The organism is Paracidovorax wautersii (genome assembly GCF_900113035.1).
Lineage (GTDB): Bacteria > Pseudomonadota > Gammaproteobacteria > Burkholderiales > Burkholderiaceae_C > Paracidovorax > Paracidovorax wautersii.
Genome location: NZ_FONX01000012.1, coordinates 1 through 24348, shown reverse-complemented (window position 1 = coordinate 24348; position 24348 = coordinate 1). Strand labels below are relative to the sequence as shown.

Here is a 24348-nt window from a genome sequence, read left to right as displayed (position 1 = left end):
CCTGCATGTTCCTGGAAGTCTCCCAACTGCAAGTGCGCTATGCCGGCCGCGCACAGGCCGCCGTGCGCGGCGTGAGCCTGGGCCTGGCGGCGGGCGAGATCGGCGTGCTGATCGGCCCCTCGGGCTGCGGCAAGACCACGCTGCTTCGCGCCGTGGCGGGGCTGGAGCCGGTGGCGGGCGGCGAGATCCGCCTGAGCGGCGCGGTGGTGGGCAGCGCCGGCCGCAGCGTGCCGCCCGAAGAGCGCCGCATCGGCATGGTGTTCCAGGACTACGCCCTTTTCCCGCACCTGAGCGTGGGCCGCAACGTGGCCTTCGGCATCCACCGCCTGGCGCGGGCCGAGCAGGCCGCGCGCGTCGATGAGGTGCTGCGCCTGGTGGGCCTGGAAGGCAGCGCCGGGCGCTTTCCGCACGAGCTCTCGGGCGGGCAGCAGCAGCGCGTGGCGCTGGCCCGGGCGCTGGCGCCGCGCCCGCAGCTGATGCTGCTGGACGAACCCTTTTCCAACCTGGACGTGGAGCTGCGCGAGCGCCTCGCGCACGAGGTGCGCGGCATCCTGAAGGCCGCGGGCGCCACGGCCCTCTTCGTCACGCACGACCAGCTGGAGGCCTTCGCCATCGGCGACCGCATCGGCGTGATGGAGTCGGGCACGCTGCACCAGTGGGATGCCGCCTATGCGCTCTACCACCGGCCGGCCACGCGCTTCGTGGCGGATTTCATCGGCCACGGCGTGTTCGCGCCCGCCACGCTGGAGCACCAGCCCGGCGGCGGCGTGGTGGCCCGCACGCCGCTGGGTGACCTGGCGGACCTGGAGGAATGCCCCCTGCCCGGCGCCTACCCGGGCGGCGAATGCGATGTGCTGCTGCGCGCCGACGACGTGGTGCACGACGACGATGCGCCGGTGCAGGCGCGCATCGTGCGCAAGGCGTTCAGGGGCTCGGAATTCCTCTACACGCTGCAGCTGGCCAACGGCCTCAGCGTGATGGCCCATGTGCCCAGCCACCACGACCATGCGGTGGGCGACTGGATCGGCATCCGGCCGCAGGTGCAGCACGTGGTGACGTTTCCACGGGGCTGAGCGGCCGGGATCGAGGGTTGTGAGGCTTTCAGGCCTCCAGCCCAGGCAGATCAAGGGCTGATAGCTATATTTTCAATAGCAGATTGCCGGCCACCGCAGGAGGCCGGCCAGCCCCTGCCCCATCAACTGCGCCGCAGCCCGTCCACCACGCTGCGCAGGTCTTCGGCCCAGGTGCGGCGGTCGCGGCCGGCGGCCTGCTGCGGCGCGCCGTAGTGCACCACCGCCACCAGCCCGTCGGCGCAGAGGGTGCGCCAGAGCGAGCCGATCAGCGTCTCGTCGCCCACATAGCTCGCGGCCTGGCTGGGCGCGCCGGTGCGGCCGTCGATGAAGCGCAGGCCCACGGGCTGCACGGGCGCATCGGCGCTGATGGCCGACTGCAGCAGGTTGGCGTGGAAGGGCAGCAGCGCGATGCCGTTGCTGGTCGTGCCTTCGGGGAACACGGCCAGGATCTCGCCGCGATCGAGCGCATCGCGCATGGTGTGGACCACGCGCAGCGCGTCGCGGCGCGATTCGCGTTCGATGTAGAGCGTGCCCGCCGCCGTGGCCAGCCGGCCCAGCACGGGCCAGCCCTGCACGTCGGACTTGGAGACGAAGCGGCAGTGGCGCGCCGCATGCATCACCGGAATGTCGAGCCAGGAGATGTGGTTGGCCACCAGCAGCAGCGGCCCGTGCGCGGGCGGCGTGCCCTGCACCTGCAGCTGCACGCCGGCGCGGCGCAGCATCTCGCGCGCCCAGGCCTGCACGCGGGCCTGCTGCTCTTCGACCGGCATGCCGCGAAAGCGCAGCAGCACGGTTCCCAGGCCGATGGCGATGTGGGTCAGCATGCGGGCAAGGCGCAGGCAGGCGCGGGCTTGGCGTCTCATGGTGGCGGCTCGAAGGAGGGAATCGGAGGAGCGGACAGGAGCGAGGAAGCCGTGGCGCGCCGCCGGCCCGGCACCGCACCGGGTGCGGCCAGGACAGCGCACCCGGGAAGGGATCAGCCGGGCTGGCGCTCGAACGCGACCTGCCCGCCCACCAGCGTGCAGCGCACGCGGCCCGGCAGCTCGTAGGACGAGAAGGGCGTGTGCTTGCCCTGGCTGCGCAGCGCGGCGGCTTCCACCGTCCAGGCGCCTTCGGCATCGACCACGCAGAGGTCGGCCACCCCGCCTTCCACGATCTGGCCCACGCTGGCCTGCAGCGTGCCCAGGGCGCTGCCCAGCACGCGGGCCGGCTCGGCGGTGACCACGCCCAGCGCGCGCGCCAGCGGCACGCCGGCGTCGTGCGACCACTTGAGGGCCACGCTCAGGAGCAGCTCCAGGCCGGTGGCGCCGGGCTCGGCCTCGGCGAAGGGCAGCACCTTGGCGTCTTCATCGACCGGCGTGTGGTCGGAGACCAGCGCGTCGAGGGTGCCGTCGGCCAGGCCGGCCAGCAGCGCATCGCGGTCGCGCTGCTGGCGCAGCGGTGGCGAGAGGCGCGCGCGGCTGTCGAAGAAGCCGATGTCGGTGTCGGTGAACATCAGCGAATTGATGCTCACGTCGGCCGTCACCTTCAGGCCTGCGGCCTTGGCCTGGCGCACCAGCTCGACGCCCGCCGCGCTGGAGAGGCGGCAGAGGTGGACGCGCGCGCCGGTGGTCTTGAGCAGCTCGAAGATGGTGTGCAGCGCGATGGTCTCGGCCGCGACGGGAATGCCCGAGAGGCCCAGCCGCGTGGCGAGCGGCCCGCTGGCGGCCACGCCCCGGCCCAGGTACATCTCCTGCGGGCGCAGCCACACGGTGTAGCCGAAGGTGGCGGCGTACTGCAGGGCGCGCTGCAGCACCTGCGTGCTCTGCAGCGCCTCTTCGGCCTGGCTGAAGCCGACGCAGCCCGATTCGGTGAGTTCGGCCATCTCGGTCAGCACCTCGCCGGCCAGGCCCCGCGTGAGCGCGCCCAGCGGAAAGAGCCGCGACTGGTGCAGCTTCTCGGCGCGGAACTTGAGCATTTCCACCAGGCCCGGCTCGTCCAGCACCGGGTCGGTGTCGGGCGGGCAGACCAGGCTGGTCACGCCGCCGGCCACGGCCGCGGCCATTTCGGATTCGAGCATGCCCTCGTGTTCGTAGCCGGGCTCGCGCAGGCGCGCGGCCAGGTCCACCAGGCCGGGCACCACCAGGCAGCCGCTGGCGTCGATCACGCGGTTGGGCGCGAAGTCGCGCGGCGCGCGGCCCAGCGCGATGATGCGGCCGGCCGCCAGCGCGATGTCGCAGGTCTGGTCGAAACCGCTGGCCGGATCGATCACGCGGCCGTTCTGGATCAGTATCTTCATGATTTCAAGCCCAATGAACCGCCAGCGCTTTCTGGATGCGCGCTGGCAGCTATTTTCTTTATAGCAATCAAGCCTCGTTACCGGCGACGATGGACATCACGGCCATGCGCACGGCGATGCCGAAGGTGACCTGCGGCAGGATCACGCTCTGCTTGCCGTCCACCACGGCGGAGTCGATCTCCACGCCGCGGTTGATCGGGCCGGGGTGCATGACGATGGCGTCGGGCTTGGCCAGCCGCAGCTTCTCGGGCGTGAGGCCGAAGCTCTTGAAGTATTCCTGGCTGGACGGCAGCAGCGCGCCGCTCATGCGCTCGTTCTGCAGGCGCAGCATGATGACCACGTCGGCATCCTTGATGCCCTCTTCCAGCGTGTGGCACACGCGCACACCCATGTGGGAAAGGTCGCTGGGCACCAGCGTGCGCGGGCCCACCACGCGCACCTCGGGGCAGCCCAGGGTGGTGAGGCCGTGGATGTCCGAGCGCGCCACGCGCGAATGCAGCACGTCGCCCACGATGGCCACCGTGAGGTTGGAGAAGTCCTTCTTGTAGTGGCGGATGGTGTACATGTCGAGCAGCCCCTGCGTGGGGTGCGCATGCCGTCCGTCGCCCGCGTTGATGACGTGCACATGGGGCGCCACGTGCTGCGCGATCAGGTAGGGCGCTCCCGATTCGCTGTGCCGCACCACGAAGAGGTCCGCCGCCATGGCCGAGAGGTTGGCGATGGTGTCGAGCAGCGACTCGCCCTTGCTGGCCGAGGAGCGCGCGATGTCCAGGTTGATCACGTCGGCCGACAGGCGCTTGGCCGCGATCTCGAAGGTGGTGCGCGTGCGGGTGCTGTTCTCGAAGAACAGGTTGAACACGCTCTTGCCGCGCAGCAGCGGCACCTTCTTCACCTCGCGGTCGTTCACGCTGACGAAGTTGGCAGCGGTGTCGAGGATGTGGGTGAGGATGCTCTTGGGCAGGCCCTCGATGGAGAGCAGATGGATCAGCTCGCCGTTGGAGTTGAGTTGGGGGTTGCGCTTGTACAGCACCGTCAGGCCTCTTGGATGTTCACTGCTTTGACGTCGAAATGGAAAGCGCCGGCCTCGGTGCGGGCCAGGGCCAGCGACTGGGTGGCCGGCAGCGCCACGCGGGCGGCGGCGAAGTCCGCCTGCACCGGCAGCTCGCGCCCGCCGCGGTCCACCAGCACCGCCAGCCGTACGCTGGCGGGGCGACCGTAGTCGAACAGCTCGTTGAGCACGGCGCGGATGGTGCGGCCGGTGTAGAGCACATCGTCCAGCACCAGGATGTCGGCGCCGCTCACCTCGAAGGGCAGCGCGGTCTGCGCGCTCACCGACATGCCGCGCTGCGAGAAGTCGTCGCGGTGCATGGCCGAGGACAGCACGCCGGGTTCGCCGGGCAGGCCCAGGTCCTTCTGCAGCCGCTCGGCCAGCCAGGCGCCGCCCGAGGCGATGCCCGCCAGGTGCGTGCGCCCGGTGCGCAGCGCACGCACGCCGCGCAGCAGCTCGGCATATAGCGCTTCGGCGTCGAGCGCCAGCGTGCCCGCGGCGTGGGGCGTGGAAGAAGGGGACGGGGGAGCGCTCATGGAAGATTCCTCAAAAACTGTTCCAGGATGATGCAGGCCGACGCGGCATCGGCGTCGCGGGCGCCGGCGGCATGGGCCTCGGTGGTGCTGTAGCGCTCGTCCACCTCGAACACCGGCAGGCCGAAGCGCCCGCGCAGCTGGCGCGCGAACTTCAGGGCGCGGGCCGTGTTCTCGTGGCTCGCGCCATCGGGGTGGTAAGGCACGCCGATCACCAGCGCATCGGGCTGCCATTCGCGGATGCGCTCGGCCACGTGGGCGAAGCGGGCATCGCCCTCGGCGCGGATCGTGGCCTGCGGCGTGGCGGTGCGCAGCATGCGATTGCCCACGGCCACGCCGCTGCGCTTGAGCCCCAGGTCAAGCGCCAGGAAGGACTGGAAATGCGCGGGAACGGCCTGCGATGCGGAAGGGGATGCGGGGGCTGCGGAAGAGCCGCTCATGCGTGCCCCGCCTCGGGCGAGAGCATCCACGACTGCAGGCCCAGCAGGGCCATGGCGCGGTCGTAGCGCTGGTCCACGGGCGTGTCGAAGATGACCGACAGATCGGCCCCCACGGTCAGCCAGCTGTTCTCGGCCACCTCGGATTCGAGCTGGCCCTGCGCCCAGGACGAATAGCCCAGCGTGACCAGCACGCGGCGCGGGCCGGCGCCGGTGGACATGGCTTCGAGCACGTCCTTGGAGGTGGTCATCTCCAGCCCGCCCGGAATGGCCATGGTGGAGGCATAGATGGATTCGTCGGCCTCGACGCCCTCGCCCGTCTCGGACGAGGACGCGACCACGGGCTCGTGCAGCACGAAGCCGCGCTCGGTCTGCACCGGGCCGCCCTGGAAGACCGGCTGCTGGGTGAGGTCTTCGCGCTGCAGCGGCAGATCGACCTTGTCGAAAAGACCCCGCAGACTGATGTCGGTGGGCTTGTTGATGATGAGCCCGAGGGCTCCGCGTTCGCTGTGTTCGCACACATAGACCACGCTGCGCGAGAAAGACGCATCTTCCAGGCCGGGCATGGCGATCAGGAAATGGTGCGTCAGGTTCATGGGCGCAGAATCGGCAGGCATTCGGCAATTTTAAACGGTGAACATGGCACCCACTTTTTCTTCCGGCCTGGTCTGGTTCCGGCGCGACCTGCGCTCCACGGACCACGCGGCGCTGCACCATGCGCTGCGCCAGTGCCAGCAGGTGCATTGCGCCTTCGTCTTCGACACCGAAATCCTGGATCCCCTGCCCCGCGCCGACCGGCGGGTGGAATTCATCCGCGAATCGCTGGTGGAGCTGGACGCCTCCCTGCGCGAGCTCTCCGGCGACGCGCACGGCGGCCTCATCGCCTGCCACGGCCTGGCGCGCGACGAGCTGCCCGCGCTGGCGCGCCAGCTGGGCGTGCAGGCCGTCTTCGCCAACCACGACGACGAACCCCAGGCGCTGGAGCGCGACGAGCACGTGCGCTCCGTGCTGCTGGCCCTGGGCATCCGGCTGCTCACCTTCAAGGACCACACGGTGTTCGAGCGCGGCGAGGTGCTGACCCAGAGCGGCACGCCCTACACCGTGTTCACGCCCTACAAGAACGCCTGGCTGCGCAAGATCGACGACTTCTACCTGAGCGCCTACCCGGTGGAGCCCCGCGCCCGCCGCCTGGCGCCGCGCCCCGAGGGGCTGCGCCGGCCCGTGCATTCGCTGAACGCGCTGGGCTTCGAGCCCACCGGCCTCGCGCAGCTGCGCCTGCCCACCGGCATGCAGGGCGCGCAGCAGCTGCTGGACGATTTCCTCGAACGCATCGACGCCTACGACGAAGCCCGCGACTTCCCCGCCGTGAAGGGCCCGAGCTACCTCAGCGTGCATCTGCGCTTCGGCACGCTCTCGATCCGCCAGGCCGCGCGGCTGGCGCACGAACGCAGCGCCCGGGGCAGCGCGGGCGCCGCCACCTGGCTCAGCGAACTCATCTGGCGCGATTTTTATTTCCAGGTGCTGGCGCACCACCCGCAGATCGCGGGCGGCGCCAGCTTCAAGCCCGCCTACGACGCCATCGAATGGGACAGCGGCGCCCATGCCGACGCGCTCTTCGCCGCCTGGTGCGAAGGCCGCACCGGCTACCCGCTGGTCGATGCCGCCATGGCCCAGATCAACCAGACCGGCTACATGCACAACCGCCTGCGCATGGTGGTGGCGAGCTTTCTCGCCAAGGACCTGGGCGTGGACTGGCGCCGGGGCGAGCGCTACTTCGCCGAGAAGCTCAACGACTTCGACCTCTCGGCCAACAACGGCGGCTGGCAGTGGGCCAGCTCCAGCGGATGCGATGCGCAGCCCTACTTCCGCATCTTCAATCCGGTGAGCCAGAGCCGCAAGTTCGACCCCGAGGGCCGCTTCATCCGCCGCTACCTGCCGCAGCTGGCCAAGCTGCCCGACGCGGCGCTGCACGCGCCCTGGCTGGCCCGCCCGCTCGAGCTGCAGGCGGCCGGCGTGACGCTGGGCGAGGACTACCCCCGCCCCGTGGTGGACCACGACGAGGCCCGCCAGCGCACTCTGGCGCGCTACGCGGTGGTGAAGAAGGCCGACTGACGCAGCGCGATGCGCAGCAGGCGCCGGCCCGGCAGCACCGGGGGGCGCACGCTCAGGCCTCTTCCTGCGTCAGCTCGGCCTTGCGGGCGTAGTGCTCCACCAGGCCCAGCAGCTCCTCGTCGGAATAGGGCTTGCCCAGGTAGTGGTTCACGCCCAGCTCCATCGCATGCTCGCGGTGCTTGCGCGCGATGCGCGAGGTGATCATCACGATGGGCAGGTCGCGCAGCAGCGCATCGCCGCGGATGTTGCGCGCCAGGTCGAAGCCGTCCATGCGCGGCATCTCGATGTCGGAGAGCACCAGCGCCGGCCGCTCCTGCTGCAGCCGCTCCAGCGCCTGCAGGCCGTCGGAGGCCAGCGCCACGCGGTAGCCCTCGCGCTGCAGCAGCCGCTGGGTGACGCGGCGCACGGTGATGGAGTCATCCACCACCAGCACCAGCGGCACGCCCGCACTGCCCGCAGCCGGCGCGGCCAGCTCGGCGATGCCGCCCGCCGAGGCCGCACCGGCAGGCTCGCCACCCGCCTGGGCCAGGGCCCGCGCCTGGTCGCCATACACGGTGGCCAGCGCCACCGGGTTGTAGATCAGCACCACCGCGCCGGAGGCCAGCACCGACATGCCGGCCAGCCCCGGCAGGCGCGAGAGCTGCGGCCCCAGGTTCTTCACCACCACTTCCTGGTTGCCCAGCACCTCGTCCACATGCATGGCGATGCGCTGCGCCGCGCTGCGCAGCACCACCACCGGCCGGGTCTTGCTGCCGGGCTCGCCGCTGCGCGGCGACGACTGCAGCAGCGCGCCGAGCCAGAAGAACGGGATGGATTCCACGCCGTCATGGAACTGGCTGCCCGCGTAGCTCGCATCCAGCTCCGCCGCGGTGGTGCGGCGCACGATCTCCACCAGGCTGGCCGGCACGCCGATGGTCTGGTGGCCGGCGCGCAGCATCACCACCTGCGTGACGGCGGTGGTGAGCGGCAGCACCATGCGGAACGACGTGCCCTCGCCGGTGCGCGACTGCGTCTCGATGCGGCCGCCCAGGGCCTGCACCTCCGAGCGCACCACGTCCATGCCGATGCCCCGGCCGGAAAGCTCGGTCAGCCCGGCGGCGGTGGAAAAGCCCGGCTGGAAGATGAGCTGGGCGGCCGCGCCGGGCGCCAGCTCGGCGCCTTCGGCCATCAGCCCCTGCGCCACGGCCCGGGCGCGGATGCGCTCCAGATCGAGGCCTGCGCCGTCGTCGCTGAAATCCACCGCGACGTCGTTGCCCTCCTGGCGCAGCGCGATGGCGATGCGGCCAACGGCCGGCTTGCCTGCGGCCACGCGCTGCTCGGGCGGCTCGATGCCGTGCGCCACGCTGTTGCGCAGCAGGTGCTCGAAAGCCGGCGCCATGCGGTCGAGCACGCCCCGGTCCATCTCGATGGAGCCGCCCTCGATGTCGAGCTTGATCTGCTTGCCCGCTTCCTTGGAGGCCTGGCGCACCACGGCGTAGAGCCGCTCGGCGATGCCGTCGAACTCCACCATGCGCGTGCGCAGCAGGTCGCGCTGCAGCTCGCGGGCCTGGCGGCCCTGGGCGATCAGGTCGTCCTCGGCGGCCTCGACGGTGCGCTGCAGGTTGCGCTGCACGGTGGCCACGTCGTTGACCGACTCGGCCATCATGCGGGTGAGTTCCTGCACGCGGGTGAAGCGGTCGAACTCCAGCGGGTCGAAGCCTGCGCCCGCGTCCTTGGAAAGCGCCAGGCGCGACTGCATCTGCGTCTCCGCCTGCACCTCGATGTCGCGCAGCTGCTGGCGCAGCCGCTCCAGGTTGCCCGACAGCTCGCCCAGCGAGGTCCGCATCTGGCCCACGCGCGCATCCAGCCGCGAGCGGGCGATCATCACCTCGCCCGCCTGGTTGACCAGCCGGTCGAGCAGCTGCGCGCGCACCCGCACAGTGGGGCCTGCGGCGCGGGGCGGCATGGCAGCGGGTGGCGTGCTGCGCGGGGCGGGCGCTGCGGGCAAGCCCTCAGCCGCCGGCTCGGTGGCCGCATCCCTGGCCGCCTGCGGTGCAGCGGCGGCGCTGGAAGGTTCGGGCTGCGGCGGCTGCGCACCGCGTGCGCGCAGCGCGTTGAAGCCGGCCTGCAGGCCGTCCAGGTGCGTCAGCAGCGGCTCGATGTCTTCGCTGCGCGGGGCCTCGGCATCGATCTGCTCGACCGCCGACTCCATGCGGTGCGCCATCGCGCCCAGCCGCATGGCGCCGGCCAGCCGCGCACTGCCCTTGAGCGTGTGCAGGCCGCGCAGCAGCTCGTTGCGGGCCCCCAGGTTGCCCGGCCGCGCCACCCACTGGCGCAGCGCCGCACCCAGGCCGGGCAGCAGCTCTGCGGCCTCTTCCTCGAAGATGGGAAAGAGGTCGGGGTCGATCACGTCGCGCGCATCGATCTCGTCGTCGATGTCCTGCGCGGTGGAAGGCGCCGGGGGCGGCGGAGCGTCGGCAAGGCCTTCCTGCGGCTCCTGCTCCGCCCAGGCCGCCTCGGGCGCCTCCGGCTCGGCGCCGGAATCCGCGGACGCCATCTCCGCCTCGGTGTGCAGGATGGCGCGCAGCTCGTCCATCAGCTGCGGGTTCGGTTCCTTGAGGAAACCGGCCGCGAACTGGTGCAGCAGGCGGCGGATGTCCTCGGCCGTGGCGACGAACGTGGCGGCCTGCTCGGGCACGCCGTGCGGCTGCCAGCGCACGTGTTCGAGCGCATGCTCCAGCGTGCGCGCCATCTCGGACAGCGCGGAGAAACCCACGGTCGCCGAGCTGCCGGCCAGCGAATGCGCCAGCGCCACCGCCATGTCGGGCAGCGGCTCGTGCAGCTCCAGCGACCATTCCTGCAGCGCGGTGGACAGCCGGCGCGACCACTCGTCGGCCTCGTTCAGATAGACGTTGTAGAGCGGTATGCCGATGCGCAGCGTGCCGATGACCTTGACGGCCTCGTCGGACGGCGCGGGCTCCAGGGTTTCCGCAAGTTCTTCGGATTCCTGCGCAGCGGGCGGCTCCAGGGGCTCCGAGGACTCCACCGCAGCAGGCACGTCTTCGGGCGCGGGCAGTTCGGGAGGCAGTGCCTCGTCTGCCTGACATGCTTCGGCGGCCACCGGCGATTCGGGCTCGGTGGCGGCCTCTTCAGCCAGTTCCACGACGTCGGCGAGATCCAGCGTGGGAACCGTATCGTGCGCGACGAGCGGCTCCGGCTCTTGGCTGGCTGGCGGGAGGGCTTCCGCTTCGGATGTGCCAGCGACGGCGGCGTCGGCGTCGGCCTCCACATCAGCCGCGGCCGGCTCGCCCGCCGGATCGGGGGCCTGCGCTGCCTCTGCGGCATCCGACGCTTCGACGGCCTGCATGAAGTCGGCGAAGTCGATCTCCTGCGCGGGCAAGGCCTCGGCATCGTCCACAGGCGCGGCCTCGGCAGACGGCAGGCCGCCCTCTTCGTCCACGGCCAGGGCTTCCGCCTCGGTATCGGCGGCGTGCTCCTCGGCCGAAGCGGGCAGATCGCCGCTCGAGGGCTCCGGTGCGGCTGCGGGCAGGCCTTCTGCACCCGGGACCCGCAAGGGCTCCGGCGTCTGGCCCGCGCGCAGCGCGCTGGCGGCATCCACGAAAGGCTGGGCCTGCCAGCCGCTGTCGTCGCCTGCGGCGATGGCGTCGGCCCAGCGGCCGAAGGCCTGCAGGCTTTGTTCGGACAGGTCCAGCAGGTCGGCCGGCGCGGGCTTCTGTTCGGCCAGCCAGGCGTTCAGGGCCTGCTCCATCGCCCAGGCGGCATCGCCGAACAGCGCCAGGCCGACCATGCGCGAACTGCCCTTGAGGGTGTGGAAGGCGCGGCGCAGCGTGGTCTGCTCGCTCAGGTCGCCCGGTGCGGCGCGCAGGCTCTGCACGGCGGCGAGGCCGGTGGCGACGACTTCGCGCGCCTCGTCGAGGAAGATGTCCAGCAGCTCCTGGTCTTCGTCGTCCGCGTCGGGCAGGGGTTGCGCCGGGGGCAGCGGCTCGGGCGCCAGCGGCACGGCGGCGGCCAGGGATTCGGCCGCGCCCTGCTCGGCCGGGAAGTCCAGCGCGTCCAGGTCCAGAGTGAAGCCGGGCTCGGCGGGCGTGGGAGTTTCCTGCTCAGGCTCCGCCGCCTGCGCAGGCACCGGGGCCGGCTCCGGTTCGGCGGCGACGGCGGCGGGAATTTCTTCGGCAAGTGCCTCGGGCGGCACCGCTGCCGGCTCTGCCGCCGGTGCCGGCTGCGGTGCCGGTTCCGGCGCGCGTTCCTGCTCCTGTGCCTGCCGCGCGCGGTGGGCGAGTTCGCGGGCACGGCCCATGCGCAGGCGCAGTTCGCCCTGCACCTCGTCATAGACGAAGAGCTTGCGCGCCATGGAGCGCTGGTAGCCCAGCATGTCGATCAGAAAGCCCAGCGCGCCCAGGCTGTTGCCGAGCTTCTCGAACAGCGCGGGCCGCTCGGCCTCTGCCACCTGGCCGGCCAGCAGCCGTTCCACCGTGTCGCGCATGCGCAGCGCGGCCAGCGAGGCCTGGTCCAGCCCCAGCACCGACAGCACGCCGCGCATCTGCGCCAGCCGGTCGGGCACGGGCGTGAGCGAGGACAGGTCTTCGGGCTGGCGGAAGAACTGGTCCATGGCCTTTTCGGTCTCGGCCAGGGAGGCACGCAGCTCGCCCACCACGCTGCCCATGGTCTGGTGGTCGCTGACGCGGCGGTAGAGCTCCTCCATCCACGCTTCCAGCGGCGCGGGCTCGCCGCCGGCCGCCACATGGTCCAGGCGCTGGGCCAGCTCCGCGCCGCGCTCGGCCAAGTGCGCCTGCGCGGTGTCGGGCTCCTCGAAGGCGGCCTGCAGGTAGAGCACCGAGGTGGCGACTTCCATCGCCAGATCGGGCGGCGGCACGCCGCCGGCGCGGCCGGCGGTCTCGACCGCGCGGGTCAGCGCGCCCGCCAGCGCTTCGCTGCCCGGGTACAGGCGGGCGAGGGAATCGCAGACCAGGCCGAACTGGTCGGCCGCCGGCTTGTGCTTGCTGCGGTCGCCGCCGGCCAAGGCGGACCAGGTCTCCGCCGTCGCCGCGATGCGCCGCCGGGCCTGCGCCAGCACGGCCGGGTCGTGGCGGCCGAAGCGCGGCTGCTCGTAATCGACCGGCGTCGCCGCCTGCTGGCCGAACGTCTGCCGCACGGCATGCAGCGGCGTGGCGCCGGCGGCATCGCCTGCGGGCACGCGGGCCTGGGCACAGAAGAAGAGCAGGTCCTGCACCAGCCGGTCGGCGATGGCCGCATCGCCCTTGGCGAGGGAGGCGTACTGCATCAGCACCCGCGAGGCGACGCGCTTGACGTACACATCGGTCGGCAAAAGCCCGGCGGCGAAGGCGTCGAAGAAGCCGGCGCAGAGCTTCCAGAAGGTGCGCGGCTCGCGCTCGGCATTGGCGGCGGCCAGGCCCAGGCAGACATCGCGCATCTGGCCGGCCGCTGCCGCATCGCCATGCTTGACGATGCGCAGCACGGCGCTGTCGAGGCGGGCGCGGGCCGCGGGGCCGTAGGGCAGCGGCGCTTCGGGCAGCGGCATCTCGGGCTCGCGCAGCTCGCGCTCCACGGGCCAGAGGTCGGCCGGATGCACGCGTTCGGCGCCCGTCAGCGCCTGCACGTCGCGGTATTGGGGAAAGAGCGCCACCGGCGAGGCCGGCTTGCCGGCCAGCACCAGTTCCAGGTATTCGACCAGGGCGAAGCTCGCACGCTCCAGCACGGCGACGGCCTCTTCGCCGCACTGGTCGGGGCGCTGCACGAACTTCTGCACGGCGGCTTCCATCGACCGCAGCACCAGCGCGGGCGCGGCCATGCCGACCATCTCCAGCGCGCCGCTGGCCTGGTGCAGCTGCTGGCGCGCCATGCGCAGCGCGCTGGAGTCGAGCGCAGCCAGATCGGATTCGCGGGCCACGGCGGCCTCGCGCACGAAGCGGCGCAGCGACTTGAGCGCGCCGTCGAGCGACTTGCGCAGCTCTTCGTGGACCCAGGCGAGCGGCCCCAGGTCCTGCTCGGGCGGCGGCGCCCCTTCGGCGGCGGATGCGTGTGCGGCGTCCATGAATGGCATGAGTTCGTCTCCGGCTGCCTGGAGCCAGTGGTGGGTCGGAGGGTGGGCGGAAAGGCGGCTCAGCCGATCTTGAAGCGCGACACCGACTGGCGCAGCTCTTCAGCGATCTGCGAGAGCTCGCGCACCTGCTGGGCCGTGGTGCGCGTGCCCTCGCCGGTCTGCTCGGTCACGGCGAAGATGTGCTGGATGTTGCCGGCCACCTCGTTGGCGAGCTCGGCTTCGCGCGAGGCGGAGGACGAGATCTGCTCGATCAGCTCGGCGAGGCGCCGCGACACGCGGTCGATCTCGGTGAGCGCGGTGCCGGCGGAATCGGACAGGCGCGCGCCTTCGACCACGCCCTGCGTGGAGCGCTCCATGGCGGCCACCGCATCCTGCGTGTCGGTCTGGATGGCCTTCACCAGCGCCGAGATCTGGCGCGTGGCGTCGGCCGAACGTTCGGCCAGGCGCTGCACTTCTTCGGCCACCACCGAGAAGCCCCGGCCCGCCTCGCCGGCCGATGCGGCCTGGATGGCGGCGTTGAGCGCCAGCACGTTGGTCTGCTCGGTGATGTCCGAGATCAGTTCGGTGATTTCGCCGATCTCCTGCGACGACTCGCCCAGGCGCTTGATGCGCTTGGAGGTGTCCTGGATCTGGTCGCGGATCGAGTTCATGCCGCCGATGGCGTTCTGCACGGCCTGCAGGCCCGAGTCGGCGGCCTGCAGCGACTGGCGCGCCACGGAGGCGGATTCCTGCGCCTGGCTGGAAACGTCGTTGATGCGCGTGGCCATGTCCAGCACCGACTTGCCGGTCTCGCGGATCTCGCGCAGCTGCTCGGTGGACGCGGCCAGCAGCTCGGTGGAGGTGCTGTCCACCTGCGCCGTGGTCTGGGCCACGCGGGCCGCCGTCTTCTGCACGCTGCCCACCAGCTGGCGCAGTTCTTCGACGGTGTAGTTGACCGAGTCGGCGATGGCGCCGGTGATGTCCTCGGTCACGGTGGCTTCCTGCGTCAGGTCGCCCTCGGCCACCGACTGCAGCTCGTTCATCAGCCGCAGGATGGCCGCCTGGTTGGCGTCGTTCACGCGCTTGGCTTCCTGCTCCTGGCGCTTGGCGTCCTGCTGCAGCGCCTCGGCCGAGGTCTGGCGCGAGCGGCTGTCCATCAGCTGCACCCGCGAGATGCCGATGCCGCACAGCAGCACGAAGAGGCCGGCCACCGCCAGCGCGGCGAACTGGCCGGCGCCCAGGCCGGTCTGGGCCGACAGGCTCGCCTGCAGCGCCTCCAGCTGGCGGCGCAGGGGCTCGCTGTCCGCGATGATCGAGGTCTGCGCCTCGCGCGCCGAGACCAGGCCCTGCAGGTTGCTCAGGATGGCGCCGGCCCGCACGCGGGTCTGCTCGTAGAGCTTGATGAGCTTGTCGAGCTGCTCGCGCGTCTGGGCGTCGCGTGTGGGGGGCAGGCGCTGCTCGGCGCTGCCGTCCAGCATGCCCTGGGCGATGTCCTTGAAGGAGTTCAGATCCTTGCCCAGCAGGAACACGGCCTCGGGGCTCACGCCCTCCATGGTCTGGAATTCGTTGGCCGACTTGCCGATGCGCTGCGTGAGCATGACCAGCTGGCCCGCGGCGGAAATCTCGGCCGCCGATGCGTTCTGCTGCAGCTTGAGCGAGGCGATGGTCTCGGCGATCTCCAGCAGGTCGGAGGACTGGCGGTTGATGGTGCGCAGCGCGTCGCCCACCTGGGTCAGCGTCTTCTGCTGCGCCATCACCACGGCGGCGTTGTGTTCGGCCCGCTCGGCCAGCGTGGTCACGGCCTCCAGCTCGCTCTTATAGCCCTGGCCCAGGGCCTGCACGCCCAGCTCGGCGTCGCCGCCGTTCAGGGCGCGCACGTTGCGCGAGAGCACGCCGGAGCTTTCGGCCACGTCCGGGAAGGCCTGCGGGCTGCCCACCAGCGCCTGCGACACCGACTTGGCGAGCCGCTGCGACTGCATCAGCGACTGGCCGGTGGCCGCCAGCTGCTGGGCGGACCGGTCGGCCTGCCGCAGCACCCAGCCGGCGATGAGCGCCAGCACCACGAGGCCGGCGGCCAGCATGATCAGCAGGCGGCGCTGGTGGCGCGCAGCGGTGGCACGGCCGAGCACGGGCAGCGTGATGAGGTCACCCTCGGCGTCGTCCAGCTCGGGGCCGGCGGCCGGGCCCTCCGGCTCGCCCTGCAGGCTGCTCAGCCCGTCCAGCACGGCGCCGCCGCCCTGGCGCACGTTGGCGGCACCGTGCCCGCCCTGCGCCGGGGAGAGGTCCAGCGCCTCGGGCTCCGCAGGCTTGCGGTTGAACAGCTTTCCAAACAGGTTGACGACGGACATGAGACGGCCTTGGTGAAAAACGAATCGCGCCCGCAGGCGCTCAGACACTGATGCCGAGGAACGCAGGGTGCTGCGACAGGGCCTGGAGATCGAGCACCTGCCAGCGCCCGCCCTGGGCGTCGATATGGCAGGGGCCGAGATAGGGCGGCGCGCCGGCGGCCGGCGGCTCGGACGCGACGAAGGCGTCGGGCCCGCGCAGGCCGGCCAGGCGTTCGACCAGCAGCGCGGCATTGACCTCGAACGCCGCGTTCAGCGACAGCAGGCTGGATTCGGCCAGCGCCGCATCGCTCCGGGGGCCGGGGGCGCCCAGCAGCGCCGCCACGTCCGCCACGCCGACCAGCACGCCGCGCAGGTTGGCGACGCCGAGGAACCAGGGCTGGGTGTAGGGCACCGGGCGCACGCCGCGCCAGGGGAATATCTCGCCCGCCTGCTCCAGCGGCAGCAGCAGGCGCAGCCCGGCCGACTCGACCGCCAGCCACGAGGAAATGGCCGAGCCCTCGCCACGCGCGGCCTGCAGCCGGGCGGCGAGGCGGGCCTGCAGCTCCCTCAGCGCTTCACGATTGGCCATGGGGCGCGGGCCGGGCGGTCTGGGAGGGCATGGCGGTCGGTTTCACGCCGCGTCAGTTCAGCGCGTCGATCTTGGCCTGCAGCTCTGCCGCATCGACGGGCTTGGTGATGTAGCCGCGCGCGCCCTGGCGCATGCCCCAGACGCGGTCGGTCTCCTGGTTCTTGCTGGTGCACATGATGATGGGCACGTCGGCGTACTGCGGGTCGCGCGAGATCGAGCGCGTGAGCTGGAAGCCGTTCTGGCCCGGCATGACCACGTCCATCAGGATCAGGTCGGGCTTCTCTTCGGCCAGGCGCCGGAAGGCCTCGTCGGCGTTCTCGGCGGTCCGCACCTGCATGCCCTTCTTCTGCAGCAGGTCGGTCAGGAACATCAGCTCGGTCTTCGAGTCGTCAACGACCAGCACTTTCCGGATCGGCATTACAAGGCTCCTGGTTGGGCATGACCGAACTGCTGCACGGCTTGCAGCAGCTGGTCCTTGGTGAAAGGTTTGGTGAGGTAGTCCTGGCAGCCCACCATCCGGCCGCGGGCCTTGTCGAAGACCCCGTCCTTGGAGGAGAGCATCACCACGGGAATATCGGCGAAACGGGCGTTGCGCTTGATGATGGCGCAGGTCTGGTAGCCATCCAGCTTGGGCATGAGGATGTCGCAGAAGATCAGCTGGGGCTGATGGTCGTTGACCTTGGCGAGGGCGTCGAAGCCGTCGTCGGCCAGCAGCACCTCGTGCCCGCCCTGCTTGAGGAAGATCTCGGCGCTGCGGCGGATGGTGTTGCTGTCGTCCACCACCAGCACCTTGAAGGCGCTACCTGTCGTCGTAGTCAATGTCATTGCTCCAGGGGAATGAAAAAACCAACGCTGGCAGGGGCCAGGGGCTCGCGCCTAGATGGCGACCATCTCGAAGTCGTCCTTGCGCGCGCCGCATTCGGGGCAGGTCCAGTTCATGGGCACATCGTCCCATGCGGTGCCGGGTGCGATGCCATGCTCGGGCGCTCCCTGCGCTTCGTCATAGATCCATCCGCAAATCAGGCACATCCAGGTTTTGGGATCGGTCACGGGTTACAGAGGCGTTCACATAGAATGGAACGATTGTATCCAGCCACTATGACGCAGGATGCAGCTTTCGTGCCTCGGCTTGAGGCCGGCGCCAGGCCCATGACGACCCACACCTCCCCCCCTCCCGATCCCGCCTCCGGCACCGACATGGCGGCGGACGCCGAGGACGCCTTCGCCCCCGTGTGCGTGCTGGTCTTCAATGCCAGCGACCCGAGCGGCGCAGGCGGCCTCACGGCCGACATCGCCACCATCGCATCGGTCGGCGGCCACCCGGTAGCCGTCGTGACCGGCGCCTATGCCCGCGACACGGCCGAGATCTTCGACCACTACGCCTTCGACGACGAAGCCGTCGCCGAGCAGGCCCGTGCCGTGCTGGAAGACATGCCGGTGCAGGCCATCAAGGTCGGCTTCGCGGGCAGCCCGGAGAACCTCAGCGCCATCGCCGAGGTGGCCTCCGACTATGCCGACGTGCCGGTCATCGCCTACATGCCCAACCTCTCGTGGTGGCGCGACGACCTGATCGACCAGTACCTCGACGCCTTCCAGGAACTGCTGCTGCCGCAGACCTCGGTGCTGGTGGGCAACTACAGCACGCTGCGGCGCTGGCTGCTGCCCGACTGGGGCAACGAGCGGGCCCCTTCCGCGCGCGACCTGGCCATGGCCGCATCCGCCATGGGCGTGCCCTATGTGCTGGTCACGGGCATTCCGGCGCCCGACCAGTTCATCGACAACGTGCTCGCCTCGCCCCAGGCCGTGCTCAGCTCCGCGCGCTTCGAGCGCTTCGAGGCCACCTTCTCTGGCGCCGGTGAAACCCTCTCGGCCGCGCTCACCGCCCTGATCGCCAGCGGCGACGACCTGGCCGAAGCCACGGCCGAGGCGCTTTCCTATCTGGACAGCTGCCTGGACGCGGGCTTTCGCCCCGGCATGGGCCACGTGCTGCCCGACCGCATGTTCTGGGCCCAGCCCGACGATGAAGACGACGACGGCCCCAGCGATGACGAGCCGCCGCAAGATCCCACGGCCACCGATGGCTTCGTGATGCCCCCTCATGACACCCAGCACTGACCTGAACCTTCCCCTCTTCGAGCGCGCCAAGGCGCTCATCCCCGGCGGCGTCAACTCGCCCGTGCGCGCCTTCCGCGCCGTGGGCGGCACGCCCCGCTTCGTGCAGCGCGCACAGGGCGCCTATTTCTGGGACGCCAACGGCCAGCGTTTCATCGACTACATCGGCTCCTGGGGTCCCATGATCCTGGGCCACGGCCACCCGGCCGTGCTGGAGGCCGTGCAGAAGGCCGCGCTGGACGGCTTCAGCTTCGGCGCGCCCACCGAGCGCGAGGTCGATCTGGCCGAAGAGATCCTGCGCCACGTGCCTTCCATGGAGATGATCCGCTTGGTCAGCTCCGGCACCGAGGCCGGCATGAGCGCCATCCGCCTGGCGCGCGGCGCCACCGGCCGCAGCAAGATCATCAAGTTCAACGGCTGCTACCACGGCCATGCCGACGCGCTGCTGGTCAAGGCCGGCTCGGGCCTGGCCACCTTCGGCCATGCCACCAGCGCGGGCGTGCCGCCCGAAGTGGTGCAGCACACCCTGGTGCTCGAATACAACGACATCGCCCAGCTCGAAGAGGCCTTCGCGCTGCACGGCAGCGAGATCGCCGGGCTGATGATCGAGCCCATCGCCGGCAACATGAACTTCGTGCGCGCGAGCGTGCCCTTCATGCGCCGCTGCCGCGAGCTCTGCACCCAGCACGGCGCGATGCTGGTGTTCGACGAGGTGATGACCGGCTTCCGCGTGGCCCTGGGCAGCGCGCAGAGCCTCTACGCCCAGGCCATCCCCGGCTTCAAGCCCGACATCACCGTGCTCGGCAAGGTGATCGGCGGCGGCATGCCGCTGGCGGCCTTCGGCGGCCCGCGCGCGGTCATGGAACAGCTGGCGCCGCTGGGCCCGGTCTATCAGGCCGGCACGCTCTCGGGCAACCCGGTGGCCACCGCCTGCGGCCTGGCCACGCTGCGCGAGATCGCCAAGCCCGGCTTCTATGAAGCGCTGGGCGCGCGCACCCGCTCGCTCGTGCAGGGCCTGGCCCAGGCCGCGCAGGCGGCGGGCGTGCCCTTCAGCGCCGACAGCGAAGGCGGCATGTTCGGCTTCTTCCTGCTGCCCGAGCTGCCGCAGAACTACCCGACGGTGATGACCACCGACGGGGCGCGCTTCAACGCCCTCTTCCACGGCCTGCTCGACCGCGGCATCTACATCGCCCCGGCGCTGTACGAGGCCGGCTTCGTGAGCGCGGCGCACACCGACGAAGACATCGCCGCGACCGTCGCCGCGGCGGCCGAAGTCTTCCAGACCTGGGCCCGCTCCTGAGATGTTCGCCTTGCTGAAGATGGTGGCGTGCGGCCTGGTGCTGGCGCTCAATACCGTGGGCTGCTTCTCGCTGATGATGCCCTTCGCACTGGCCAAGCTGGTGCTGCCCTTCGCGCCCGTGCGGCGCGTGACCGACCGCGTGCTGGCCGCCCTGGCCGAGCTGTGGATCGGCATCAACAACCTCTGGATCCGCGCGGCCAACCCCGCGCGCTGGCAGGTGTCGGGCCTGGAGGGCTTGAGCCCGCGCCACTGGTACCTCGTCACCTGCAACCACCAGAGCTGGGTGGACATCCTCGTGATGCAGCGCGTCTTCAACCGGCGCATTCCGCTCCTGAAGTTCTTCCTCAAGTACGAGCTGATCTACGTGCCGGTGATCGGCCTGGCCTGGTGGGCGCTGGACTTCCCGTTCATGCGCCGCAGCAGCGGCGGCGCCAGCGCCCGGCAGGACCTGCGCGCCGCCAAGGCCGCGTGCGAGAAGTTCCGCCGCATGCCCACGGCCGTGATGAACTTCGCCGAAGGCACGCGCTTCACGCCCGAAAAGCATGCCGAGCAGGCATCGCCCTACCGCCACCTGCTGGTGCCCAAGTACGGTGGCATGGCCACCGCGCTGCAGACCCTGCACGACCAGCTGGATTCGGTGCTGGACGTGACCATCGCCTACCCCGACGGCGTGCCCAGCTTCTCCGACGCCCTGGCGGGCCGCCTGGGCCGCGTCATCGTGCACGTCGAGCGGCGCCCGGTGCCCGGCGCCCCCTCGCGGGCCGGCGCGCGCAATGCCATGCAGGAATGGCTGGACGGGCTGTGGCGCGAGAAGGACGCGCGGCTGGATACCTGGCTGGGCACCGGCCCCACCGCCTCCCCTGCCGACCCTGCTGTAGAGCCACATCAAAAACCATAGCATCTGGCGCTGATGGATCAAGGGCTGTAGGCCTTTTCGGCTTGAAAGCTCCAGACCACCACCAGCCCCCGGTTCCCCCCAAAAAGAAAGCGGCCCTCAGGCCGCTTTCTTTTTGGGTGTGGGTGTTATCGAGCAGATGGCCAAAGTCCCTCCAAATCAAAGACTTAGGTGAAATCAAAGTGGCTCGAAGAGAAAATTAGCAGGGCGTCGCGCTGCCGCAACGAAAAGACGCCGTTACGGACAAGTTCCGTAATGTTCCGTAATACGGAGCCCCGGCCTACCGAGAGAGCAAGCTCCCTAGAGCCTGATTGACCGATTCGAACGCTCGAATCACTCCATCAAAAACGAAGTCCAAGGCAAGGCCATAGCCGGCTTTCAGGCTGGCGACCTCAAATCCCATTTTCTCGAGCGTCTTGATCGCTTCGCTGACAGCCTCATGAGCATCCGCGATGCGCAAATCGTTGTTCAGGAACAGGGGGGCCATGTTCGGGTTTCGCTCGGACCAGCCCTCTGGGGCTTCCTTGGACAACAAGGAATCAACTCTCTCCTGCTGGGCGCCCATTCGCTGCGTGACATTCAGCAAGGCCTCTAGAAGCTTCAGGCTCTTGAGACCCTTCGACGGGTCCTTCGGCACGCCCGCCGCATGCAGCAATTGCCGAAGAAGACCGTCAGGAATTCGTTGCCAAATCTCGTGCAAGCTCTTGCACCGTGACAAGAACGCCTGCTGGGTCATCTGCAGCGGAGCCACCTGCGCGAGCCGGCCCAACTGGCCGTATGCGGTCCAGCCGTAATAGTCCAGTTTGGCACGGTCGAACCCCACCCAATCTGCCGGCGATTTCTCAATGCCGGCGACATGCCCAAGCTTGGAAAGGTTGTCGCCCAGGTCGAGCAATTGTTGGAGCAGCCTGTGAGTCTTGTTGGCAACGTGCTCGCCGTCCAGTCCGCGCGCCTGAGCTTCCTCTGGCGTTATCGCAAACGCATGGGCATGCAGGATTTCCGAGTCAGGCTTCGGCTTGTAGATCTCCCGCAGCGGGACCTCAATGATGTTTCGGCCGGCCCGCCGGCAGTCCGAAAAGGCCCACTGACCCCGGTACGAAGGGTTGCACAGCCATTGTCCGTAGTAGAGCGGCAGCGAGCCGTAGTACAGATTCTGTTCGTAGCGCTCCAAGAATCTGTCGTCAAGGTATACCGTTGGACTGGCCAGCCAGGCGTTGGCGCGGTCACTGGTCACGGGGTCTGCAATGCCTGGCCAAACAAGGCCCTCCGCGCTGGGCTCGGCGCTTCGCTCGCAGGCGACCGCGACCACAGCGGCCCACACCTGGAGCACCAATCTGCCGTCGTGCTCTCGAATATCCACTTCGAACCAGGAATCTCTTGCGCCGATGCAAACGTGAGCTTTGCCACCCATCAGCCCTCGGATTTCCGCGCGGTCCTCCACAGTCCCTTGGTAGTAGAAGCACCGAACACCCACGGCGCCGCGCAGCCAGAGGTACCTGCGCAAGTAGTCATTGCGCATGCGCCAGCGGATGTTTCGGGACGCCTCCCAGTGGAATTCGGCCGAAACGTCACCGTCTGCGACGTCGAAACTGGGAAGGCTCAAGTCGTCGTAGGCCAGTCGCTGCTCCGTGTTTCCGAGGCATCTCGGAACGAGCCCCAGAGCCATCCACACCTTCTCGGCCAAGTTGTAGGTGTATGACGAGCCACTTCCCCAAGAGGCCACGATGTAGTCCTGCCCGGCGAGGCAGGGGGCGAAATTCTCGACATTGCCCTTCTCGCGCAGGACGGGCTTGGACTCCGCCACCAGTACCGTACCTCGCAGATTGCTCAGGCAATCTGCGGCGGCCCCCTCTGGAACCACAGCCATTGCCATGTACGCATATTCCCTGGGCTTCACGGCGGGGTCCGAGTCGAAACGGCTGCTGACCTCGACCATCTCGGTAGGAATTAGTCCAACGGGAGTCAACAGCGCCTGCAGCTTGGCCGGGAGGAGATGTGACGGTATTGGAAATTCGGCAAGGAAATCGCGGTTCATTTTTGTCTCGAAATAAGGGGTTCACCAGTAGTCTTTTAATTCTTTCTTGGATGGTGGGGACCTTCCCATCCTGCGGTCCCGCTCATCCCAAGCCCGCTTGGCCGCCTGGAAAGTGAATCGCCCCGGTTTTGAACTGCCCCCCAGAAGTTGGACGGTCACGATTCCGCCGATCAGGCGGAGCTTCTCAATCGGTACCCCACCGGACTGAGCCCCTGCAGCCCGAGCTTGATGCGCTCGTGGTTGTAGTAGTTGACGTAATCATGCACGCCCGCTTCGAGCGCATCAACGCTGTCGGGCCTTTCGAGATGGAAATACTCGGCCTTCAGAGTGCCGAAGAAGCTTTCAATTGCCGCGTTGTCGAGGCAGTTGCCTTTGCGGCTCATGCTTTGCTTGACTCCGCGTCGCGCGAGCATTGCTCGGTAGGGCTGCATCTTGTAGTGCCAGCCTTGGTCGGAGTGCACGATCAGGTTGGTGACGCAACTGGCCCGTGAGAGCGCGGCTTCAAGCATGCTGGAAACCATCTCGAAGACCGGACGCCTTGCCATGCGGTACGCGACGATCTCGCCGTTGTACAGGTCCATACAGGCCGACAGGTAGAGCTTGTGGCCGCTCACATTGAACTCGGTGACATCGGTCGCCCACTTCTGGTTCGGGGCGGTCGCACAGAAGTCGCGCTGCAGAACGTTGGGCACGTGCTCATCGCTCATGCCCGGAACATGCCGAGATCTCTTCTTCGCCCGAATCAACGCGCGCAGCCCCATCTTCTGCATCAGACGCTGCACGCACTTGTGGTTGACCGGTTCTGCCATTGAATTGCACAGCACCGCAGTGATGCGTCGGTATCCGTAGCGGCCCTTGTGCTCGTCGTAAATGGTGCGGATTCTGGCTTCCACTGCGCGTTGCTGGTCGGCGTGCTGGGTCGCCTGGCATTGGTAGTAGAACGTGCTGCGCGGCAGGCCCGCTATGTGCAACAGGTCCGCCAACTTATGGTCATGCCTCAACCCGGCAATCAGGCGCGCTTTGTCGGCGCAGCTGACCTCTTCGACCGAATTAAGGCCTGCAATTTTTTTAGGTACGCGACCTCCGCGCGCAGTCGTTCGTTCTCTTCCCGCAAGGTTCTCTCCGCATCGGCAACGACCGTGCTCGACGGTGCTGCAGAGCGCCGTTCTGGCTTCATCTTGGGCTGCTCTTCTTTCCCCCTCTCGCGCGCTTGCCAGCGGCCTTGATCGAGATTGCGTCGCCAGACCACGACCTGGTTTGGATTGCGAATGTCATAGATCGCCGCGACCTGACGGCTGGAAAGCTGCTCGCGATCCTGATGAGCCAGCACCTGCAGCTTGAACTGCGCACTGTACGCGCTGCGCTTGGGGCTCAAGCCGTCGATGCCGTGGAGACGGTAATGGCTCACCCAAGTGCGGATCTTCTCCTCGGGAACCGACCACCGCCGAGCCAAAAGCTTCGCGCCGCCTTCGCCTTCCAAGAAGCTCTGGACAACTTCCAGCTTGAACTCCACTTCGTACCTCTTCATGAAACCCCTTGAAGTTCATCCAACTTCTGGGGGTCAGTTCA

At 69.3% G+C, this 24348-nt stretch carries 19 protein-coding genes; 5 read left to right on the top strand and 14 right to left on the bottom strand.

Features of this window, described 5'->3' with window-relative positions; all coding sequences use genetic code 11:
• The first annotated feature begins 5 nt into the window (after positions 1-5).
• Complete coding sequence (locus BM070_RS16480) at positions 6-1073, top strand: ABC transporter ATP-binding protein (RefSeq protein ID WP_092940435.1); 1068 nt, start codon at positions 6-8, stop codon at positions 1071-1073.
• A gap of 122 nt (positions 1074-1195) precedes the next feature.
• On the opposite strand, the gene BM070_RS16475 is transcribed toward BM070_RS16480, so the two are convergent.
• The 6 genes from BM070_RS16475 to BM070_RS16450 form a co-directional block, all read right to left on the bottom strand.
• Positions 1196-1936 carry a lysophospholipid acyltransferase family protein gene (locus BM070_RS16475; protein WP_092940434.1) on the bottom strand — a complete coding sequence of 247 codons (741 nt, stop codon included), beginning with the start codon at positions 1934-1936 and terminating at the stop codon, positions 1196-1198.
• Positions 1937-2049: 113 nt separating this feature from the next.
• Entirely contained in the window at positions 2050-3351 is a 1302-nt protein-coding gene (locus BM070_RS16470) for a dihydroorotase (RefSeq protein WP_092940433.1), read from the bottom strand.
• Between the two features lie 67 nt (positions 3352-3418).
• Entirely contained in the window at positions 3419-4381 is a 963-nt protein-coding gene (locus tag BM070_RS16465) for an aspartate carbamoyltransferase catalytic subunit (RefSeq protein WP_092940432.1), read from the bottom strand.
• A 2-nt stretch (positions 4382-4383) separates the two neighbouring features.
• Positions 4384-4935 (bottom strand): bifunctional pyr operon transcriptional regulator/uracil phosphoribosyltransferase PyrR, encoded by a 552-nt coding sequence (pyrR, locus tag BM070_RS16460; RefSeq protein WP_092940431.1) that lies wholly within the window; start codon positions 4933-4935, stop codon positions 4384-4386.
• On the bottom strand, positions 4932-5372 hold the full coding sequence (ruvX, locus tag BM070_RS16455; protein ID WP_092940430.1) for a Holliday junction resolvase RuvX: 441 nt from the start codon (positions 5370-5372) through the stop codon (positions 4932-4934). Before ruvX ends, pyrR begins: the two co-directional genes overlap by 4 nt.
• Entirely contained in the window at positions 5369-5986 is a 618-nt protein-coding gene (locus BM070_RS16450; protein ID WP_092940429.1) for a YqgE/AlgH family protein, read from the bottom strand. The genes ruvX and BM070_RS16450 overlap by 4 nt, the downstream gene beginning before the upstream one ends.
• A gap of 22 nt (positions 5987-6008) precedes the next feature.
• Between BM070_RS16450 and BM070_RS16445 the strand changes: the two genes are divergently transcribed.
• On the top strand, positions 6009-7481 hold the full coding sequence (locus tag BM070_RS16445) for a cryptochrome/photolyase family protein (RefSeq protein ID WP_092940428.1): 1473 nt from the start codon (positions 6009-6011) through the stop codon (positions 7479-7481).
• Between the two features lie 52 nt (positions 7482-7533).
• Here BM070_RS16445 and BM070_RS16440 read toward each other — a convergent pair whose 3' ends face one another.
• From BM070_RS16440 to BM070_RS16415, 6 genes are read right to left on the bottom strand one after another with little or no spacing between them, the layout of a single operon-like run.
• Positions 7534-13542 (bottom strand): FimL-related protein, encoded by a 6009-nt coding sequence (locus BM070_RS16440; protein WP_092940427.1) that lies wholly within the window; start codon positions 13540-13542, stop codon positions 7534-7536.
• 59 nt (positions 13543-13601) lie between these two features.
• Entirely contained in the window at positions 13602-15869 is a 2268-nt protein-coding gene (locus BM070_RS16435) for a methyl-accepting chemotaxis protein (protein WP_092940426.1), read from the bottom strand.
• A 40-nt stretch (positions 15870-15909) separates the two neighbouring features.
• A complete protein-coding gene (locus BM070_RS16430) occupies positions 15910-16437 on the bottom strand; it encodes a chemotaxis protein CheW (RefSeq protein ID WP_092940425.1) in 528 nt (175 codons plus the stop codon).
• 52 nt (positions 16438-16489) lie between these two features.
• Positions 16490-16855, bottom strand: a complete 366-nt coding sequence (locus BM070_RS16425) for a response regulator (RefSeq protein WP_092940424.1) — start codon at positions 16853-16855, stop codon at positions 16490-16492.
• Positions 16855-17262: a response regulator gene (locus BM070_RS16420; RefSeq protein ID WP_092940423.1), complete on the bottom strand. Its 408-nt coding sequence runs from the start codon at positions 17260-17262 to the stop codon at positions 16855-16857. Before BM070_RS16420 ends, BM070_RS16425 begins: the two co-directional genes overlap by 1 nt.
• A 51-nt stretch (positions 17263-17313) precedes the next feature.
• Positions 17314-17487, bottom strand: coding sequence for a rubredoxin (locus BM070_RS16415; protein ID WP_092940422.1), 174 nt, complete (start codon positions 17485-17487; stop codon positions 17314-17316).
• 99 nt (positions 17488-17586) lie between these two features.
• Here BM070_RS16415 and thiD point away from each other — a divergent pair, with 99 nt between their 5' ends.
• From thiD to yihG, 3 genes are read left to right on the top strand one after another with little or no spacing between them, the layout of a single operon-like run.
• Positions 17587-18552, top strand: coding sequence for a bifunctional hydroxymethylpyrimidine kinase/phosphomethylpyrimidine kinase (thiD, locus tag BM070_RS16410; protein ID WP_175518527.1), 966 nt, complete (start codon positions 17587-17589; stop codon positions 18550-18552).
• Entirely contained in the window at positions 18536-19849 is a 1314-nt protein-coding gene (gene hemL, locus BM070_RS16405) for a glutamate-1-semialdehyde 2,1-aminomutase (protein WP_092940421.1), read from the top strand. The genes thiD and hemL overlap by 17 nt, the downstream gene beginning before the upstream one ends.
• 1 nt (position 19850) lies before the next feature.
• A complete protein-coding gene (gene yihG, locus BM070_RS16400; RefSeq protein ID WP_092940420.1) occupies positions 19851-20747 on the top strand; it encodes a 1-acylglycerol-3-phosphate O-acyltransferase, YihG family in 897 nt (298 codons plus the stop codon).
• 277 nt (positions 20748-21024) lie between these two features.
• Here the strand turns inward: yihG and BM070_RS16395 are convergent, their stop codons facing one another.
• Entirely contained in the window at positions 21025-22779 is a 1755-nt protein-coding gene (locus BM070_RS16395) for a hypothetical protein (protein ID WP_092940419.1), read from the bottom strand.
• A gap of 170 nt (positions 22780-22949) precedes the next feature.
• Positions 22950-24307 (bottom strand): IS3 family transposase gene (locus tag BM070_RS16390; RefSeq protein ID WP_245785156.1). Its coding sequence is split into 2 segments (ribosomal slippage): positions 22950-23830 and positions 23830-24307, totalling 1359 coding nucleotides; the frame shifts between segments, so codons are not numbered across the junction.
• Between the last annotated feature and the right edge of the window lie 41 nt (positions 24308-24348).

Excerpts from the sequence above, each read along its gene's own strand:
- BM070_RS16480 (WP_092940435.1), top strand. The coding sequence starts at position 6 with ATGTTCCTGGAAGTCTCCCAACTGCAAGTGCGCTATGCCGGCCGCGCA.
- BM070_RS16475 (WP_092940434.1), bottom strand. The coding sequence starts at position 1,936 with ATGAGACGCCAAGCCCGCGCCTGCCTGCGCCTTGCCCGCATGCTGACC.
- BM070_RS16470 (WP_092940433.1), bottom strand. The coding sequence starts at position 3,351 with ATGAAGATACTGATCCAGAACGGCCGCGTGATCGATCCGGCCAGCGGT.
- pyrR (WP_092940431.1), bottom strand. The coding sequence starts at position 4,935 with ATGAGCGCTCCCCCGTCCCCTTCTTCCACGCCCCACGCCGCGGGCACG.
- ruvX (WP_092940430.1), bottom strand. The coding sequence starts at position 5,372 with ATGAGCGGCTCTTCCGCAGCCCCCGCATCCCCTTCCGCATCGCAGGCC.
- BM070_RS16450 (WP_092940429.1), bottom strand. The coding sequence starts at position 5,986 with ATGCCTGCCGATTCTGCGCCCATGAACCTGACGCACCATTTCCTGATC.
- BM070_RS16445 (WP_092940428.1), top strand. The coding sequence starts at position 6,009 with ATGGCACCCACTTTTTCTTCCGGCCTGGTCTGGTTCCGGCGCGACCTG.
- BM070_RS16440 (WP_092940427.1), bottom strand. The coding sequence starts at position 13,542 with ATGCCATTCATGGACGCCGCACACGCATCCGCCGCCGAAGGGGCGCCG.
- BM070_RS16435 (WP_092940426.1), bottom strand. The coding sequence starts at position 15,869 with ATGTCCGTCGTCAACCTGTTTGGAAAGCTGTTCAACCGCAAGCCTGCG.
- BM070_RS16430 (WP_092940425.1), bottom strand. The coding sequence starts at position 16,437 with ATGGCCAATCGTGAAGCGCTGAGGGAGCTGCAGGCCCGCCTCGCCGCC.
- BM070_RS16425 (WP_092940424.1), bottom strand. The coding sequence starts at position 16,855 with ATGCCGATCCGGAAAGTGCTGGTCGTTGACGACTCGAAGACCGAGCTG.
- BM070_RS16420 (WP_092940423.1), bottom strand. The coding sequence starts at position 17,262 with ATGACATTGACTACGACGACAGGTAGCGCCTTCAAGGTGCTGGTGGTG.
- thiD (WP_175518527.1), top strand. The coding sequence starts at position 17,587 with ATGACGACCCACACCTCCCCCCCTCCCGATCCCGCCTCCGGCACCGAC.
- hemL (WP_092940421.1), top strand. The coding sequence starts at position 18,536 with ATGACACCCAGCACTGACCTGAACCTTCCCCTCTTCGAGCGCGCCAAG.
- yihG (WP_092940420.1), top strand. The coding sequence starts at position 19,851 with ATGTTCGCCTTGCTGAAGATGGTGGCGTGCGGCCTGGTGCTGGCGCTC.
- BM070_RS16395 (WP_092940419.1), bottom strand. The coding sequence starts at position 22,779 with ATGAACCGCGATTTCCTTGCCGAATTTCCAATACCGTCACATCTCCTC.